The following is a 17,832-nucleotide window of genomic DNA, read 5'->3' as shown; positions in this document are numbered from 1 at the left end:
CTCGGCAGAGAAACGACGAAATATCCGGGTGGTGGAGGCAGTCTGCCATGACGAGGCGGAACGTCCGCCTGGAGGGTCGGGACTATTGGGGTGGGCGGCCCCTGGGGGCCTATAGGGCGAATGTCACATATTGCGGAGCGAAGTGCAAGAAGTGCTCCGTGTGACGACGTTCGAAAGCGACCATATCGGTTCAAAGAGGCGTTCGACACCCGGAGAGCCGCCCGGCGTACTACCGTTGCGCCCTGGACAGGGAGCAGGGAGGGCAGTGCGCGTGATCCGACCGTTCGGCACGGGGCAGGGGGCCGTGGACGTGGCCGTCGTCGCCGTTCCCCTGCTCGTCCTTCTCGCCGCCGCCTTCTACCTGCGCGGACAGCACCGGCGCTACGGCCGGCTGTACGGCCGCCCCGGCCGCGCCAGCCTCGCCGCGCTGGCGGCCGGCCTGGCCCTGGCAGCCTATGCCGTCTGGCCGCTGCCCGCCGCCGTCGACGGGCTGTGCTCGCCCGGGGCGGGCCAGGGGCCCGCCGACCGGTACGGACCGGTCCTGGCCTTCGCGCTCTTCCTGCCCGTCGGCTGGCTGGCCCGCGACCGCTTCCGCCGCGGCCCGGTCGTCACCCTGTTGCTGGGGTCGGGCCTGGCCCTGGCCGCCGACGCCGTCCGCGGCACCGGCCTGCTGGGCGTGTACCCCTGCGCCTACGCCGAGGCGTCCCCGCTGTTCGTCGCGCTCGGCGCCGCGGGGACCGCCGCCGGCTGGCTGCTCGCCCGGTTCCTGCTGCCGCTGTGGCCCTGGGGCGACACCCGCGGCTGGCCGGGCGCGGTGCCCGACCGGGTCGCGCCCGACCTCACCCGCCGCACCCTGGGCACCCTGCTCGACCTGGGCCTGTGGTGGTACGGGGCGGGCACCCTGACCGCCGCCATGACCGCCGTGGGCGTGATCGGCTCCGACCCCGACGGGCACGTCCGCACCGCCGTGCTGCTGGGCACCGCCGCCGTCTTCGGGGTGTTCGTGCCGCAGGTGCGCAGGGACCGCTGCACCCCCGGCCGCGCCGCCGTCCGGCTGGCGCTCACCGAGCCCGCCCGCCCCGCCCCCGCCTCCCGCCCGCGGGTGCTGGCGCGCACCGCGCTGCTCACCGCCCCGGTGGCGCTGCTCACCGCGTTCGGCCACCCGTGGATCGCGCTCGCCGTCGTGGTGGTGCACGCCAGTTCGGCGCTGGTCCGTCCGGACCGGGTCGGCCTGGCCGACCTGCTGTGCGGCACCCGCGTGCGCACCCGGGCGATCACCGACGGCTCGTTGCCGTCCCGCCTGGTCCGCTACTCCGAGCCCCGCGAACCCGCCGCGGCCCGGATCTAGCTTCCCGGGTCCCAGTCGAGGTCCCAGGCGAGGTAGCCCAGCAGCACCCCGGCGGCGACCAGGATCGCGCCCAGGGCGGCGAACATGCCGCGCACCCAGTGCGACAGCCAGGGCGCCGACACGATGCGGGCCAGCTCCGGGGTCTCGGGGTCGTAGGAGACGGTGACGATCTCACCCGCCCGCGAGGCCGTCCATCCCGTGTTCTCGTGCTCGGCGTGCACCTCCCGGCCGTCCTCGGTGCGGAACTGCACGACCATCCGCGAGGCCGTCGAGGTCTCGCGGTAGCCGATGACCCGCCCCTTGGCGCGCACCCCGTGGCGGATCAGGCGCAGCTCCAGCCGGGTGTCACGGGTGACCACCGCCAGGATGACCAGCCCGGACAGCAGGGGCAGCAGCGGGTACAGCGAGGCCATGTCAGGCGTCCTCTCAGGGGTCTGCGGGGGAGTCGGACGTCCCCAGGAGGCCGTGGACCATCCGGGTCAGGGTGGCGTGGACCTCCTCCGCCGGCCGGTCCGGCTGGAGGGTCCGCCAGTCGAGGGCCACCGTCACCACCATGCCGAACAGCGCGGATCCCGCAAGCCCGGTGTCCAGGTCCGGCCGGAGCCGTCCGATGGCGGCCAGCGCGTCCAGACGCGCGGTGACGACGCCGATCGCCTCCGTGCGGATCTGGCGGACCGTGGTGTACCAGGTCCGGTTGGTCCGCCAGGCCTCGGCCATGAGCAGCCGGGCCAGTGCCTCGTGCGCTCCGATGAACTCCACCCCGGCCCGCAGGACCGCCGTCAGGGCCTCGGCCGGGTCGGCGTCCGGGTCGGGGGCCGCCTCCTTGAGGGTGTCGGCCAGCCGGGTGATGCCCCATTCCATCAGCGCCGTGTAGAGCTCGCTCTTGCCGCCGAAGTTGTAGTAGACGGTGCCCTTGGCCACGCCCGCGCGCTCGGCGATCTCGTCGACGGTGGTGGCGCCGTACCCCTGCTCGGAGATCAGGGTCACGGCGGCCTCGAACAGCCGCCGGCGGGTGGCTTCGCGGCGGTTGCTCACGGGTCGGTCGGGGGTGCTCACACTCATCCGGTCCATTCTGCCCCCGAACGGCACCGGAACTCCTCCGGCGCCGCCGCGGGCATCGCCCCCTCGGCCCTGTTCAGAGCTTCAGGGAGGGGTACAGGGCGCTCATCGTCCACACCCTCTTGCGGTCCACGGTCATCCAGGTCAGCAGCAGGGGCACGACGAGCCACAGGGCCATGACCCCGAACGCGGGCCAGACCAGGTCCAGGTCGCCGCCGCCCGTCAGGTTGCGCAGGGCGGTCACCCCCCAGTGCAGCGGCAGGTAGGGGCCGATCGCCTGGAAGAACGCCGGGCTGGTCTCGATCGGGTAGGTGCCGCCGGCCGAGGTCAGCTGGAGCACCAGCAGCGCCAGCGCCACCACCCGCCCGGCCGCGCCGAACCGCACGTTCAGGTACTGGACCGTGGCGGCGAACGCCGCGGCGGTCAGCAGCAGGAACGCGATGAGCACCGGCCAGTTCCAGGACTGCAGCCCCAGCAGCAGGTGCAGCGCCGCCATCATGACGGCCACCTGCCCGAACCCCAGCAGCATCGGGGCGATCCGCCCGGCCAGCGCCACCCGCCAGGAGGGGGCGGAGGAGGCCAGGGCGCGCGTGGACAGCGCCGGCAGCACCATGAACACCACCATCGCGCCCACCCACAGGGACAGCGGGACGAAGAACGGCGCGAACCCGGTGCCGTAGTCGGGGGCCTCGTTGTCGATCTCGCTGCTCAGCCGGACCGGGGCGCTCATCATGTCGCCCGCGTTCTCCCGGCCCGCGTCGCTGTAGGTGGGGATCTCCCCGACCCCGTCCTCCAGCCCGCCGGCCAGCTCGTCGGAGCCCTCGGACAGCTCGCCCAGCCCCTCGTGGAGTTCGCCGGAGCCCTCGCTGAGCAGCCCCAGGCCCTCGTCGAGCTCGCCGGAGGCGGTGGACGCCTCCTTCAGGCCGTCGCGCAGCTCCCCGGCGCCCTCGGCCAGCTCCTCCAGGCCCTCGTCCAGCTCGTCGAGCTTCTCGCGGGCGTCCTCGGCGTCCTCGATGTACCCGGGCAGGTCCTCGGCCAGCTCGGCGGCCTTCTCGCTCAGGTCGGCCGCCTCGTCGGCGGCGGAGACGATGTCCTCGCGGTTGTCCTCCACGAACGTCGCCGTGGACAGCGCGATGCCCATCCCCTCCTGGAGGTCGCACAGCAGCAGGTAGAGGTCGGGCTGCTCGGTCTCCAGCTCCGGGTGCTCCCGCAGGTAGGCGTCCAGCCGCCCGTCCAGCTCCTCCAGCCCGGCGGTGTCGATCTCCTCGGGGAGCTCGTGCAGGAGGTCGGCCAGGCCGCCGGAGAGGTCGGCGACCAGCTCGGCCCGCTCCTGGATGTCGGGGGCGTCCTCCTCCAGCCGGGGCAGCCACTCGTCGGCGAGCTCGTCGATCTTCTCGACCTGCGCGGACACCTCGGTCGAGGCGGTCGAGGCGCCGGTGGCCAGGGTCCGCGAGCCCGCGTACAGCTCGCCCAGCCCGGTGTCCAGCTCGCCCATGCCCTCGTGGGCGGTGCCCAGGTTGGTCGACAGCTCGCCGGACCCCTCGTAGGCGTCGCCCGCGCCCTCCGACAGCATCCCGGCGCCCTCGGCGGCCTCCTCGGTCTTGCCGTGGATCTCGTTGAAGCCCAGGAAGATCTGGTCGAGGTAGCCCTTGATCGCGGTCTGCTCGGCGGCGTCGCGGACCTCCTTGAAGGCCGAGCCCGCCAGTTGGCGCACGACGAAGCTGTTGGCGTCGTTGTAGTGGGCGATCAGCATCGCCTGCACCGGTTGCTCGCGGTCGCGGGAGGGCGAGGTCAGGTCGGCGCTGAAGGTCTCGGGGATGGTCAGGGACACGTAGTAGTCGCCCTCGGTGACCCCGCGGGCGGCCTCCCGCGCGTCCACGAGGTGCCAGTCGAGGTCGCCGCGCTCGACGAGGGTGTCGGCCAGCTCCTCGCCCGCGTTCACCTCCTCGCCGTCCACCACGACGGGGCGGTCCTCGTTGACGAGGGCGACGGGCAGGTGCTCCATCCGGCCGAAGGGGTCCCAGAAGGACCACAGGTACATGCCGGAGTAGAGCAGGGGGATGAGCAGCAGGGCGGCCAGCGCCGCGGTGGGCAGCGGGGAGCGGAGGAAGGACCGCACGGTGAGCAGTCCCAGGCGGGGGACCGCGAAGGGGCGGAACCGGGGGCGGGTGGTCTCATCGGTCACGGCGGTCGTCCCCGTCCTCTCCCTCGGCGCCGGCGGCGGTCCCGCGGTCGGCGAACAGCTCGGACAGGCGCATCTCCCCGCCCTCCCCGGAGTCCGCGGAGTCCCCGTCCGGGGGGTCGCCCTGGTCGATGGGCAGCGGCCCCTGGGTGTCGGTGCCGGCGACCTCGGCCAGGGCGTCGGCGTCGGCGCAGGTGGCGATCACGGTCAGCCCGGCGTCGGTCAGCCGTTTGAGGCTGCGCCACATCAGTGCCTGGTGCTCGTCGGACAGCCCGCCGTCGACGTCGTCCACGGCCAGCAGCCGGGGCTCGGCCATCAGGGCCAGCGCCACGCCCAGGCGGCGGCGCTGGAGCGCGTCCAGCTCCTTGACCAGGGTGCGCCGGTCCAGGTCCTCCAGGTCGGCGGCCTCCAGGGCGAAGTCGGCCAGCCCCCGCGCGGCGGGACGGAACCGCAGCAGCGCCGCCTCGGACAGGTGCTCGCCCACCCGCAGCCGCTCGTCCAGGGAGTTGACCTCGGTCATCAGCCCCAGCGCGCTGATCCGGCGCACCCGGCGCGCCCGCCGGGGCAGCTCGTGGCCGTCCACGTACACGGTCCCCGAGGTGGGCCGCATCCGGCCGGTGAGGGTCAGCAGCAGGGCGCTGCGCCCGCCGCCGGAGTCGGCCTGGAACACGGTGAGGGTGCCCGGCCGCGCGGTGAAGTCCACGCCCGTGTACACGGGACCCTCGCGGGTGACCAGCGCGACGTCCTCCGCCACGACCCGGGCCCCGGTGGCCAGACGCATTCTCCGCCTCCTTTTTGAACTGACCGGTCAGTGCAAAACCGGCGGGTTCACCGTACCGCCCCGGCCCGCCGCTCCGAGCATCCGACGCCGTGACTCCGCGCACAACGCGACGCACGCTGCGGCGGCGGGAACACACGAGGATTTGACGGGCGGCCCGCCCTGTGCCGGATCCCGGCCCGGGTGCGGTTGTATGGGGGAGGGGCCCGCCTCCGGCGGGCCGCGTCGAAGCGAGGGGAGGCGTCGGGTGTCGGACATCGCCGAACGGGTCGGCCGGATCCTGGACGACCCGGAGAACTGGCCGAGCGATCCCAAGGAGGCCGTGGCGCTCCAGCGCCGCATGGCCGGCCGGGTGCGCGCGGAGCCGCTGGACGCGTCGGCGGTCCGCACGGTCGCCGGGCTCGACGTCAGCTACGCCAAGGACGACTCGGCGCTCTCGGCGGCCGCCGTGGTCCTGGACGCCGCCACCCTGGAGGTCGTGGAGTCGGTCGCCATCGCCTCCGAGGTGTCCTTCCCCTACATCTCCGGGCTCTTCTCCTTCCGGGAGCTGCCGCCCGTGCTGGAGGCCCTCGGCCGGCTGGAGACCACGCCCGACGTGTACCTGTGCGACGGGTTCGGCCTGGCCCACCCGCGCCGCTTCGGGGTCGCCTCCCACCTGGGGGTCCTGCTCGACCTGCCGGTCGTCGGCTCGGCCAAGTCGGTGCTCTACGGCAGGCACTCGGAGCCGGGGCGGGAGCGCGGGTCGTGGACGCCCATGGTCGCCGGGCGCTCGGAGGTCGTCCCCGACTCCGCGGCCCTGGCCGCCGGCGGCGCCGAGGTGATCGGCCGGGTCCTGCGCACACGCGCCGGGGTCAAGCCCGTCTACGTCTCCGTCGGCCACCGGGTGGACCTGGACGGCGCCGCCGACCTGGTGCTGCGCCTGTCGCCGAAGTACCGGGTGCCCGAGCCGGTCCGCCACGCCGACCGGCTGTGCGGCGAGCACCGCAAGGAGGTCCTGGCCGCCCGCACCGCGTCGGGGGAGTAGGGCCCGGCCCCGGGGACGCGAGAGGGGAGGCGCCGCGGCGCCTCCCCGGGGTCCGTCGGTTCACCCGCGGCGGCGGGTCACCAGCTGGTGGGCACCGGGCGCCCCTCGGCGTAGCCGGCCGAGCTCTGCACGCCGACCACGGCGTGCTCGTGGAACTCCTCCAGCGAGCTCGCGCCCGCGTAGGTCATGGAGCTGCGCACACCCGCGATGATCTGGTCGATCAGGTCCTCCACACCCGGGCGCTCGGGGTCCAGGTACATGCGGCCGGTGGAGATGCCCTCCTCGAACAGCGCCTTGCGGGCCCGCTCGAACGGCGAGTCGTCGGCGGTGCGCAGCCGGACCGCGCGCGCCGACGCCATGCCGAAGCTCTCCTTGTACTGGCGGCCCTCGGCGTCGCGCATGACGTCGCCCGGCGACTCGTAGGTGCCCGCGAACCAGGAGCCGATCATCACGTTGGACGCGCCGGCCGCCAGCGCCAGGGCCACGTCGCGCGGGTGGCGCACGCCGCCGTCCGCCCACACGTGGCCGCCCAGCTCGCGCGCGGCCGCCGCGCACTCCAGCACCGCCGAGAACTGGGGGCGGCCCACCGCGGTCATCATGCGGGTGGTGCACATCGCGCCCGGGCCCACACCGACCTTGACGATGTCGGCCCCGGCCTCGATGAGGTCGCGGGTGCCCTGCGCGGTGACGATGTTGCCCGCCACGATCGGCACCGACGGGGACAGCGACCGCACCTTGGCGATCGCGGACAGCATCTTCTCCTGGTGGCCGTGCGCGGTGTCGATCACCAGGGTGTCCACCCCGGCGGCCAGCAGGTCGGCGGCCTTGCCCGCCACGTCGCCGTTGATGCCGACGGCCGCGGCCACCCGCAGGCGGCCCCGGTCGTCCACGGCCGGCTTGTACAGGGTGGAGCGCAGCGCCCCCGTGCGGGTCAGCACGCCCACCAGGGCGCCGCCGCCGTCCACCACCGGCGCCAGCCGGTGCCGGGAGTCGTGCAGGATCGCGAACGCCGCCTCTGGCTCGGTGTCGACCGGGATGGTCACCAGCTCCGTGGACATGACGTCGCGCAGCTGGGAGAAGCGGTCGACGCCCGCGCAGTCCGCGTCGGTGACCACGCCGACCGGGCGGCGGGCCTCGTCGACGACGATGACCGCGTTGTGCGCCCGCTTGGGCAGCAGGTTGAGGGCCTCGCCCACGGTGCTGCCCGGGTTCAGGGTGATCGCGGTGTCGTGGACCAGGTGCCGCTGCTTGGTCCAGGCGATGACGTCGGAGACCACCTCGATGGGGATGTCCTGCGGGATGACCGCGACACCGCCGCGCCGGGCGATGGTCTCGGCCATCCGGCGGCCCGCGACCGCCGTCATGTTCGCCACCACCAGCGGGATGGTGGTGCCGGTGCCGTCCGGCGAGGACAGGTCCACGCTGAGCCGGGAGCCCACGGCGCTCCGGTTCGGGACCATGAACACGTCGCTGTAGGTCAGGTCCTGCTGGGGCGCCTGGTCGTTGAGAAAACGCAATGCCTCTACCTCGGTCGAGACCGAAGGGGGTGGACCATCCGGTGCCAGCGCACACGGCCGCCTGTTGATCCCCCTCTTACCAGTCAAGTATGCCGTCACCGATTGGCTCGGACGACCCCCCATCTGGCATGATGACTCGATTCCCGCTGACACGGCCCCTCCCCCGGCCCCTGGCAGACCGCTGTCGCAGGGTGCGGGTGCGGGGCGGCGCTTCCCTGGAGACACACGCATGCCGCGTTTCACGTTCGCGCAGGTGAAGGAAGAGACCTACAAGGCGAAGGACGCCTGGTGGACGGTCTTCCTGGTCGACCCGCTCGCAGGTCGACTGGTGGTGTGGACCGCCAACCGCACCGACATCACCCCCAACCAGCTGACCCTGGGGGCGGGGGTCCTGGGCCTGCTGTCCGCGGTGAGCTTCGTCATGCCGGTGTCGGGGATCGGCGCAGACTGGGCCTGGATGGTGCTGGGCGCCCTGCTGTTCCACCTCAGCTTCGTGCTGGACTGCATGGACGGGAAGATCGCCCGCCTGAAGGGCACCGGCACGGTCTTCGGCAGCTGGGTCGACTTCGTGTTCGACCGCATCCGGTTCTTCGGCTGCGTCATGGCGCTGCTCATCGGCCAGTGGCTGGTGACGGACCAGGTCGCCTACCTGATCGCGGCCCCGGTCATCGTGTTCTTCGACCTGCTGCGCTACCTCAACGGCTCCCAGGTCGCCAAGACCCGCCGCGGGATGAACCAGACCCTGGCCGAGCTGGCCGGCGACACCGACACGCTGCGCGCCGACGCCGCCTCGGTCCTGGGCGGCGGAGGCCCCGAGGACGACGAGGGCGACTCCGTGCCCGGTGCGGCCGTCCCGGCGCAGGCCCCGGCGCCGAGCGGGCTCTACGGCCGGGTGCGCCACTTCCTGCTGAGCCACCGCGTGCGCCCGCACCTGTTCAGCGGTATCGAGTACGAGATGTTCCTGTGCGTGGTCGCCCCGGTCACGGTGCTGGTCTCCCTGTTCACCCCGCTGAACAGCCTCATCATCCCGATCGCCGTGTTCTCCGTGCTGGCGCTGGGCTTCTTCGAGGTCGTGCTGGTCGCCCGCCTGTGGAAGGACACCCGCCGCTTCGAGGTGCGCCGCCGCGAGCTGATCGCCGCCGGTGCGGTCCCGCAGCAGGAGCGGGTCGGCGGCAGCTGATCCGCGGGTCCTGCCGGATCCGGGGACGGGGAAGGGGCGGTGCGCACCGGCGCACCGCCCCTTCCCCGTCGTGTCCGCCGTGCCGGGGACCGGGGGTCAGACCCCCGCGACCGGCTTCTCCCGGTTCCCGTCGCCCTGCCCGCCGCCGTCCGCGGCGGGGGCCGGGGAGGCCGCCGGGGCCGGGGTGGGCTCCTCGCGCTTGAGGAACCAGGACATCTGCGGCTCGACCGCCCAGCGCATGGCCGCCCGCACCCACGGGGTGCACAGCAGCAGCGCCACCGCCAGGCCCACGCCGACGGTGATCGCCGCGCCGGTGAGGTTGTCCATGACGTCGTACCAGGGCGACGCCTTGAGGAGGATGAACACCACCGAGTGGCCCAGGAAGACGTACAGGGTGTAGGCGCCCAGGTCCGTGAACCAGGTCCGCCTCTTGGGGGTCAGCGCCAGGAACGCGACGGTCATCGCCAGGGCCAGGCCCATGAAGGCCAGCCGGATGCCCAGGCTCGGCATCAGCGGGTCGATGTCGCGGTCGGTCAGGCTGTCCCGCCAGAACAGCCAGTCGCTGCTGAGCCGGTCGGAGATGGGCACGGCCAGCACGGCGGTGGTGCCCAGCACGACGAGCGAGGCCAGGCGCAGCCACAGCCTGTCGAGCCACAGGAAGTGCTCGCGGCGCAGGCTCAGGCCCAGCACGAAGAACGGCAGGAAGCTCACCACGCGGCCCAGGGACAGGGTGTCGCTGAGGCTGGTGGTGGCGGCGAACAGCGAGATCGCGAACGCGATGAGGACCGGCGCCCGCAGCCGCTTCCACACCGGCACGCTCAGCCGCCACAGGAACAGGGCGACGAGGAACCACAGGGTCCAGGTCGGCTTGAGCAGCGACAGGGAGTCGCCCAGGCCGCCCCGCTCGACGGTGTAGATGGACTGGTGGATCGTCCAGAAGATCAGGTAGGGGACGGCGACGGTCAGGACCAGCTTCTCCACGCGGTTGGAGGAGCCGTCGAAGGACCTCGACAGGTACCCGCTGATCACGATGAACGCGGGCATGTGGAAGAAGTAGATCCAGTAGTACAGGGCACTGACGGCCGGGATGTCGCGCAGCGGCTCGATCGCGTGGCCGACGACGACCAGCACGATCAGGAGGAACTTGGCGTTGTCCAGGCGGGCGTCGCGGTACGGGGCCGTGCCTGGCGCCCCGGCCGCCGAGCCTGCGCCGGCCGGGGCGGCGGCGCCGGGCCCGGGCTTCGTGCGGTCGGTTTCCGGTCTGGTCATGGATGAGGCCACGAGTGGACTCCGGGGTCGGTGGACTTCACAGGGGCGTGTGCGTCGACGGGTTCCGCTCCGGGACTCGGGCGGGGGTTCCACGCCGTTCGGGCGTTGCGGTGCCGCGTGGCGCGCGAGGGGGGCACCGGAACATCGGATGAATCGGATCGTGCTGCGTTACCCTACTGTGATGTAAGAAGGTGCGCCAGCGGTTCTCCGGATTTCGGCGGAATCTTCTCCCGGTCTCTGCCCGCTCCTTGGTGCGAACGGGGAGCGGAATGACCCGTGTGACACGTGAGCATGTTTCGGGTGCGAAGACGCCGTTCCGTGTGCAGACCTTAACCCATCCGAGTCGCCTGGCCGCACTTCGGGACCCCGGCGGTGGTGCGGACCGGGACGAACATGTCAGTGTGGGTGCGTGACGGTCGCGCCGATAAGCTGTGCCGTCAGGTGGCGCCCGCCGGGCGCGACAGGCCCGGTCGAGTATTGAAGAAGGCGGTGGAATACCGTGCCGCACGCGGTGGACCCCAACCGTGCAGCCCAGCACGGGGGAGTGGTCATGCGACTCCTCGACGAGCTCTTCCCCCTCGTGGAGGGGTTCTATGTCGATCTCCACAAGAACCCGGAACTCTCCCACGCGGAGCACCGCACCGCCAGCGGCGTCGCCGAATGGCTGACCCGCACCGGCTACGAGGTCCACAAGGGCGTCGGGGGCACCGGCGTCGTCGGCATCCTCCGCAACGGGCCCGGCCCCACGGTGATGCTCCGCGCCGACATGGACGCGCTCCCCGTCGAGGAGAAGACCGGGCTGCCCTACGCCAGCACCCTGCGCGCCGAGGACGAGACCGGGACCGAGGTCCCCGTCATGCACGCCTGCGGCCACGACGCCCACACCGCCTGCCTGGTCGGAGCCGCCGACCTCCTCTCGGAGACCCGCGAGGAATGGTCCGGCACCGTGATGATCGTCGCCCAGCCCGGTGAGGAGACCCTCGACGGCGCCCAGAGGATGCTGGCCGACGGCCTCTTCGAGCGCTTCGGCCGCCCCGACGTCGTCCTGGGCCAGCACCTGGGCCCCCAGCCCGCCGGGCTCATCTCCCACCGCGCGGGGGTCATCCTCGGCTCCTCGGCCTCCTACCGGATCCGGGTGCACGGCGAGGGCGGGCACGCCTCCCAGCCGCACACCGCCGTCGACCCGGTGCTGATCGCCGCCAACATCGTCACCCGCCTCCAGGGCGTGGTGTCCCGCGAGGTCAGCCCCAGCGAGATGGCCGTCCTCACCGTCGGCCGCATCCAGGCCGGGACCAAGGCCAACATCATCCCCGACGAGGCCTACCTGGAGATCAACACCCGGGCCCTCAACGACGCGGTCGCCGCCCGGCTGGAGGAGTCCATCGAGCGCATCGTGCGCGCCGAGGCCGCCGCCTCCGGCGCCGCCCGCGAGCCCGAGATCGAGCGCTTCCAGGGCGCCGGGGTCACCCGCAACGACCCCGAGACCGTGTCCGCGGTCGCCGCCGCCCACCGCGCCTACTTCGGCGACCAGTACGTCATCCACCTGCCCGACCCGTCCCCGGCCACCGAGGACTTCGGGTACTTCGGGCTGCCCGACGACCCGCAGCCCATCCCGTACGTGTTCTGGTTCGTCGGCGCCACCCCGCACGACGTGTGGGACGCCGCCCCCGGCGACACGCCCTACGAGAAGCTCGGCAACGTGCCCAGCAACCACTCGCCGTTCTTCGCCCCCGCGCGCGAGCCCGCCCTGCGGGCCGGGCTGGCCGCCCTCACCGTCGCAGCCCTGTCCTACCTGGGCAGCGACCGCGAGGGCGCCCCCGCCCCCGCGCCCGCCGGCTCGGTGTTCCCCGGCCCCGCGCCCGACGACGCCCCGGTGCCGGTGCCCGTGCCCGCCGCCGACGTGCGCCCGGCGCCCGAGGAGCCCGCGATCGACCCGGCCGGGCCGCCCTCCGGGCCGCAGGAGGCCGGCGACTACGGCAACGACGCCTACGACAGCGCCTTCCTGGCCTCCTCCTGGGACGCGCCGCCCAAGGCGGCCGACTCCACCCACGACGCCGACATGGGCGCCGTGTTCCAGGCCCAGGACGAGGAGCTGCGCGAGGAGTGGCGCAACGAGAAGGTCGAGGAGTCGACCCTCTCCGCGGACATGGCCGCGTTCCTCGACGAGGACGAGGAGCCGCGCCGGCCCCCGGCGGGCCCGGCGTTCGGCGGACCGCCGCCCCAGGGCAGCGCCCACCACGCGCCGCCCCCCGGGCCGGACGAGGAGCGGCCCGGTCCCGACCACCGCTACTGACCCGGGGTGGGGGTCCTCCCCCGCAGCTGGGGAGACCCCGGGAGCGTCCGCCCCCTGCGGCACCCGCGGGAGATCCCGCTGCTGGTGATGTGCGTCGGAGTGACCCTGTTCACCGTGGCGGGGGCGGTCAGTCGCGCCTACTCCGGCGACCCCAACGAGCCGCTGCTGCTGCTCAGCATCCCCGCGCTGGTGTACTTCGTGCGCGGCCAGCTGTACGCGCGCCAGCGGGTCAACGGGGTGCGGATCACCGAGGAGCAGTTCCCCGAGGCGCACCGGATGGTGGTCGAGGCCGCGCGGGCGTTCGGGATGCGGGAGGTGCCCGAGGCGTACGTGGTGCCCGGCAACGGGGTGCTGAACGCCTTCGCCTCAGGGCACGGGTCGCGGCGCTACGTCGCCGTCAACAGCGACCTGTTCGAGGTGGGCGTGCGGCTGGGCGACCCGGACGCGCTGCGGTTCTTCATCGGGCACGAGGTCGGGCACATCGCCGCCGGGCACACGTCGTTCTGGCGGCAGTTCGGGATCTCCGTCGCCAACGTCATCCCCGGGGTGGGCAGCAGCCTGGGCCGGGCGCAGGAGTACACGGCGGACAACCACGCCTACGCGTTCTGCCCCGAGGGCGTGCAGGGCTTCCGGGTGATGGCCGCGGGCAAGTACCTGTACCGCTCCGTCGACTTCCAGGACATCGCCGACCGCGCCCACACCGACGCCGGGTTCTTCGTGCTCCTGGTCAACCTCCTGTCCGGCCACCCCGTGAACACGTTCAGGTTCGCCGCCCTGGCCGACCGCGGCCGGCCCGGGCGGGTGTTCTGACGCTCAGGCGTCGTCGCGCCGCCGGGGCAGCCTGGCCGCCACCTGCGGCGGCAGCGGCTCGTGGCGCAGGTAGCGGCGGGTGAACACGCCCGTCCCGTGCGACAGCGAGCGCAGCTCCACCGCGTAGCGGGTGATCTCCAGCTCGGGGACCTCGGCCCGGATGACCGCCCGGCCGCCCGGGGCCGGCTCGGAGCCCACCACCCGGCCGCGGCGCGCCGACAGGTCGCTCATCACGGTCCCCAGCAGCTCGTCGTCGACCTCGACCTCCACCGAGTCCACCGGCTCCAGCATCGCCAGCTCCGCGGCGGCCGCCGCGTCCTTGAGCGCCAGCCGGGCCGCCTTCTGGAACGCCATGTCGGAGGAGTCCACCGAGTGGGCCTTGCCGTCGTAGAGGGTCACCCGGATGTCCACCAGCGGGTAGCCGGCGTCCACGCCGTCGGCCATCTGGGCGCGCACGCCCTTCTCCACGGACGGGATGTACTGGCGCGGGACCACGCCGCCCACGATCCTGTCGACGAACTCCAGGCCCGCCCCGGACTCCAGCGGCTCCACCTTGATCCGGCAGATGCCGAACTCGCCGTGGCCGCCGCTCTGCTTGACGTTGCGGCCCATGCCCTCGGCCGGGCAGGAGAACGTGGTGCGCAGCGGCACGCGCACCTCGCCGGTCTCCACCCGCACCCCGTACCGGTGCTCCAGCCGGTCCAGCGCCGCGTCCAGGTGCGCCTCGCCCAGGGTCCACAGCACCATCTGGTGGGTCTCCGGGTTCACCTCCACCCGCAGCGACGGGTCCTCGGCCACCAGCCGCGCCACCGAGTGCGACAGCCTGTCCTCGTCGGCGGAGGACGCGGCGGAGATCGCCACCGGCAGCAGCGGCTCCGGGAAGCGCCACGGCGCCACCCGCAGCGGGCGCTCCGGCGAGGAGAGCGTGTCACCGGTGCGGGCGTCGGGCAGCTTGGCCACCAGGCACACGTCGCCCGCGCCCACCGCACCCACCGGGTGGTTGTCCCGGCCCACCGGCACCGACAGGCCGCCCACCCGCTCGTCGCGGCCCGAGGTGTCCAGCTCGTCCGAGCCGGTCAGCCCCGACGGGACGCCGTGGCCGTGCAGGTGGACCACCGAGTCAGGGGACAGGGTCCCCGAGAACACCCGGACCAGGCTGGTGCGGCCCACGTACGGGTCGCTGGCGGTCGCCAGCACCTCCGCCACCAGCGGTCCGTCCGGGTCGCAGGACAGGCCGGGCACCGGCCGGGTCTGCGGGTCCACCACCTCCGGGAAGGGGCGGCGGGTCGGGTCCGGGCAGGAGACCGGCAGCTCGCGCAGGAGCTCGCGCACGCCCACGCCCGTGGTGGTGCCGATCGCCAGCACCGGGTGGAAGCCGCCCGCGGCCACGGCCTTCTGGAGGTCGGCGATGAGCAGGTCCGGGTCGAGCGCGCCGCCCTCCATGTAGCGCTCCATGAGGACCTCGTCCTCGCTCTCGGTGATGACCTCCTCCACGAGGGTCTCCCGCAGCGCCGCGGCCCGGTCGCTCAGGTTCTCCGGCGGGGTGCCGCCCCCGGCGGAGTCGTAGTCGTGGTAGCGCTCGGAGACCAGGCCCCACAGGCCGACCAGCCGCCGGTCCTCGCCGGAGCCCTCGAATGCCGGGAGGTAGGCGGCGTGGACGCCGCCGCCGAAGGCCTCGCGGCACTGGGCGACCACGTCCTCGAAGTCGGCGCGGGGGTGGTCCACCTTGGTGACCGCGACCGCGCGCGGCATGCCCACCGCGGCGCACTCCTCCCACAGCACCCGGGTGCGGCCGTCGACGCCCTCCAGGGCGGAGACGACGAACAGGGCGGCGTCGGCGCCGCGCAGCCCGGCGCGCATGGCGCCGATGAAGTCGGCGTAGCCGGGGGTGTCCAGGAGGTTCACCTTGACGTCGCCGACCATGACCGGGTTGACGGTCAGGTGCACCGAGCGCTTCTGGCGGATCTCGACCTCGTCACGATCGCTGACGGTCGTGCCCTCCTCCACGCTGCCGGGCCGGTGGATCGTCCCGGCGGCGGAGAGGAGGGCCTCGACCAGGCTCGTCTTCCCGGCGCCGGCCGGTCCGACCAGAGCGATGTTGCGGATCTGCGCGGGCCCTGCGGCCCTCGGTACGTCTACGGCTCGATCGACCATCCCCACTGCCCTGCCCTTCGGGATCCGTCCGGGGCCGGCCGGCCACCGACCCCTATGTGACCTGTGACACTCTCTCTACGGTCGCCCCTGGCCGGGATAACCACAAGGGGACGATGACCGGGATGTGCTCTATGACTCGTTTCGGACCCCTACTATTGCCCCGTGCCATGGTCCGAGACACTTCCTCAGTTCAGCCTCGCGGGGACCCTGCTGACGGTCCTGCTGCTCTTCTTCGCGGCGTTCGGCGAGCCCTATCTCGGCAGGCGGGCCTTCGCCTGGCTGTCGCGCCGCCGTGACACGGACGCGAACGCGCTGGTCAGGGTGCACGCCGTGACCATGGGCGTGCACGCGCTGTGGGGCGTGCTGGTGGTGGCCGTGCTGTTCACCTCCCCGGGGCTGGCCGCGGCCGACCTCGGGTTCCGGCTGCCGCACGCGCTGGGGCCGGTGGTGGGCGGAGCCCTGGGCGGACTGCTCGCCCTGGCCGCCCTGTGGGTGCTGGTCAACGGCCTGCCGTCGTGGCTGCGGGGCCGGCTGCCCCAGGGCGGGGCGAAGGGGCGCAAGCGCGGCGGCCGCCGCGCGGCCGCGGACCGGCCGGCGTCCCTGCCCGAACCCGAGCGGGACCGGTGGCTGCTGATCCCCTACACGCGCAACGAGCGCCTGGCCGCGGTCGGCGCCGCGGTGACCGGCGGCCTGTGCGCGGAGCTGCTCTACCGGGGGCTGTTCATCGTCCTGCTGGCGAGCATGGGCGTGCCCCTGTGGTTCGGCGCGGTGCTGTCGGTGCTGCTCTTCGCGGTGGCCTACCTGTACCAGGGCTGGTGGGGGCTGGTCAGCGCGGGGGCGTCGGGGACCCTCTTCGTGGTGCTGTACCTGGGCACGGGCAGCCTCTGGGTGCCGGTCCTGGTCCACGTGGCGCTGAACCTGCGCTCCCTGGCCTTCCCCCCGGCCGCGCTCCGCGAGGAGTCGTACGCCTACGACGACTACGAGGACGAGGACGGGGGAGGGGACGACGGCTCCGCCCCCGCGACCCCTCCGCACGGGAGCCCGGCCCTCGAATCCCCCCTCGCCCCGCCGCCCCCGGGCACCGGCCCCCACCCGGCCGCCCCCGCCGGGGCCTTGCCGTCGTCCGGCGGTCCGCAGTTCCGGCCGGATGCCCCCGGGACTCCCGCACTGGGCCCCGGCACCGGTGCGCACAGCGGCCCGCAGTCCCAGCCGGGCGCTCCTGTTGCCGATGTCTCGACGCCGGTCACCGGTCCTCACCCGCCTGCTCCCGCGTGGGGTACGCCCGCTGGGGGTTCGCCGTCGTTCGGCGGTCCGCAGTTCCAGTCGGGTGCTCCTGGGACCCCTGTGTCGGGCCCGGGCGCTGGTGCGCACAGTGGTCCGCAGTCGGGTGCCTCCGCGTGGGACGCCTCCGCCGGGGGTGCGCCGTCGTTCGGTGGTCCGGGCACCGGTCCTCGCCCTGCGGCTCCGGAGTGGGGTGCGCCTGCCGAGGCTTCGCCGTCGTTCGGTGGCCAGCAGCAGGGCGCCCCCGCGTGGGGTACGCCCGCTGGGGGTTCGCCGTCCCTCGGTGGTCCGCAGTTCCAGTCGGGTGCTCCTGGGACCCCTGTGTCGGGCCCGGGCGCCGGTGCGCACAGCGGTCCGCAGCCGGGTGCCCCCGCGTGGGATGCCCCCACCGGCGGCTCGCCGTCGCCGGACGGACCCCGCCCCGCTGCTCCGGCATGGGGTACCCCCGCTGAGGGGTCGCCGTCGTTCGGTGGTCCGCGGTCGGGTGCTCCTGCGTGGGACTCCTCCACCGGGGGCTTTTCGGCGCCGGACGGTCCACAGTTCCGTCCTGCCGCCCCCGGGGCGGGTGCTCCGATGCCGGGCACCGGTCCTCACCCCGTGGCTCCGGTGTGGGGCACGCCTGCCGAGGGTTCGCCTTCGTTCGGCGGTCCGCAGTTCCAGTCGGGTGCCCCCGGGGCTCCTGTGTCAGGCCCGGGTGCCGGTGCGCACAGTGGCCCGCAGGCGGGTGCCCCCGCGTGGGACGCCTCCGCCGGGGGCGCGCCGTCGTTCGGCGGTACGGGCACCGGCCCCCACACGGCCGGTCCCGCGTGGGGCGGCGACACCCTCGGCGGGTACGACGGCGACTTCCTCGGCGGCGACCCCGCCGACGGGGACGGGAACCGCCCGCTCTACCCCGACGAGCGCATCGACCGGCGCTTCGGCGACCGCTGACCGAGCC

13 protein-coding genes are annotated in these 17,832 nt (G+C 73.7%); 6 read left to right on the top strand and 7 right to left on the bottom strand.

Features of this window, described 5'->3' with window-relative positions:
• The first annotated feature begins 271 nt into the window (after window positions 1-271).
• Window positions 272-1,348 (top strand): antibiotic resistance protein VanZ, encoded by a 1,077-nt coding sequence (locus ABZ249_RS06455; protein WP_355258116.1) that lies wholly within the window; start codon window positions 272-274, stop codon window positions 1,346-1,348.
• Here ABZ249_RS06455 and ABZ249_RS06450 read toward each other — a convergent pair.
• From ABZ249_RS06450 to ABZ249_RS06435, 4 genes are all read right to left on the bottom strand, one after another.
• A complete protein-coding gene (locus tag ABZ249_RS06450) occupies window positions 1,345-1,761 on the bottom strand; it encodes a DUF3592 domain-containing protein (protein WP_220563039.1) in 417 nt (138 codons plus the stop codon). The two genes, ABZ249_RS06455 and ABZ249_RS06450, sit on opposite strands and share 4 nt — an antisense overlap.
• A 13-nt stretch (window positions 1,762-1,774) precedes the next feature.
• On the bottom strand, window positions 1,775-2,419 hold the full coding sequence (locus tag ABZ249_RS06445; protein WP_220563038.1) for a TetR/AcrR family transcriptional regulator: 645 nt from the start codon (window positions 2,417-2,419) through the stop codon (window positions 1,775-1,777).
• A 64-nt stretch (window positions 2,420-2,483) separates the two neighbouring features.
• Window positions 2,484-4,592: a YhgE/Pip domain-containing protein gene (locus ABZ249_RS06440; RefSeq protein WP_355258112.1), complete on the bottom strand. Its 2,109-nt coding sequence runs from the start codon at window positions 4,590-4,592 to the stop codon at window positions 2,484-2,486.
• The gene (locus ABZ249_RS06435; RefSeq protein WP_355258109.1) at window positions 4,582-5,370 is read right to left on the bottom strand and encodes an ATP-binding cassette domain-containing protein; all 789 of its coding nucleotides are present in this window, start codon (window positions 5,368-5,370) and stop codon (window positions 4,582-4,584) included. The genes ABZ249_RS06440 and ABZ249_RS06435 overlap by 11 nt, the downstream gene beginning before the upstream one ends.
• A gap of 244 nt (window positions 5,371-5,614) precedes the next feature.
• Between ABZ249_RS06435 and ABZ249_RS06430 the strand changes: the two genes are divergently transcribed.
• Window positions 5,615-6,391 (top strand): endonuclease V, encoded by a 777-nt coding sequence (locus ABZ249_RS06430; protein ID WP_355258106.1) that lies wholly within the window; start codon window positions 5,615-5,617, stop codon window positions 6,389-6,391.
• Window positions 6,392-6,468: 77 nt separating this feature from the next.
• Here ABZ249_RS06430 and ABZ249_RS06425 read toward each other — a convergent pair whose 3' ends face one another.
• A complete protein-coding gene (locus ABZ249_RS06425; RefSeq protein ID WP_355258103.1) occupies window positions 6,469-7,908 on the bottom strand; it encodes a GuaB1 family IMP dehydrogenase-related protein in 1,440 nt (479 codons plus the stop codon).
• A 229-nt stretch (window positions 7,909-8,137) separates the two neighbouring features.
• Here ABZ249_RS06425 and ABZ249_RS06420 point away from each other — a divergent pair, with 229 nt between their 5' ends.
• Window positions 8,138-9,088 carry a CDP-alcohol phosphatidyltransferase family protein gene (locus tag ABZ249_RS06420; protein WP_355258100.1) on the top strand — a complete coding sequence of 317 codons (951 nt, stop codon included), beginning with the start codon at window positions 8,138-8,140 and terminating at the stop codon, window positions 9,086-9,088.
• A gap of 96 nt (window positions 9,089-9,184) precedes the next feature.
• Here the strand turns inward: ABZ249_RS06420 and ABZ249_RS06415 are convergent, their stop codons facing one another.
• Entirely contained in the window at window positions 9,185-10,357 is a 1,173-nt protein-coding gene (locus tag ABZ249_RS06415; RefSeq protein WP_355258097.1) for an acyltransferase family protein, read from the bottom strand.
• Window positions 10,358-10,907: 550 nt separating this feature from the next.
• On the opposite strand from ABZ249_RS06415, the gene ABZ249_RS06410 reads away from it, so the two are divergent.
• Together ABZ249_RS06410 and ABZ249_RS06405 are read left to right on the top strand one after the other, a co-directional pair.
• Window positions 10,908-12,650: an amidohydrolase gene (locus tag ABZ249_RS06410; RefSeq protein WP_355258094.1), complete on the top strand. Its 1,743-nt coding sequence runs from the start codon at window positions 10,908-10,910 to the stop codon at window positions 12,648-12,650.
• Between the two features lie 87 nt (window positions 12,651-12,737).
• Window positions 12,738-13,460 carry a M48 family metallopeptidase gene (locus ABZ249_RS06405; protein WP_220565324.1) on the top strand — a complete coding sequence of 241 codons (723 nt, stop codon included), beginning with the start codon at window positions 12,738-12,740 and terminating at the stop codon, window positions 13,458-13,460.
• 3 nt (window positions 13,461-13,463) lie between these two features.
• Here the strand turns inward: ABZ249_RS06405 and ABZ249_RS06400 are convergent, their stop codons facing one another.
• Window positions 13,464-15,614 (bottom strand): elongation factor G-like protein EF-G2, encoded by a 2,151-nt coding sequence (locus tag ABZ249_RS06400; RefSeq protein WP_355258091.1) that lies wholly within the window; start codon window positions 15,612-15,614, stop codon window positions 13,464-13,466.
• Window positions 15,615-15,776: 162 nt separating this feature from the next.
• On the opposite strand from ABZ249_RS06400, the gene ABZ249_RS06395 reads away from it, so the two are divergent.
• On the top strand, window positions 15,777-17,825 hold the full coding sequence (locus ABZ249_RS06395; protein ID WP_355258088.1) for a CPBP family glutamic-type intramembrane protease: 2,049 nt from the start codon (window positions 15,777-15,779) through the stop codon (window positions 17,823-17,825).
• Window positions 17,826-17,832 lie beyond the last annotated feature (7 nt).

It is taken from the genome of Nocardiopsis sp. NPDC006139, assembly GCF_040614155.1.
Lineage (GTDB): Bacteria > Actinomycetota > Actinomycetes > Streptosporangiales > Streptosporangiaceae > Nocardiopsis > Nocardiopsis changdeensis.
This window is presented reverse-complemented; position numbering and strand designations above follow the sequence as displayed.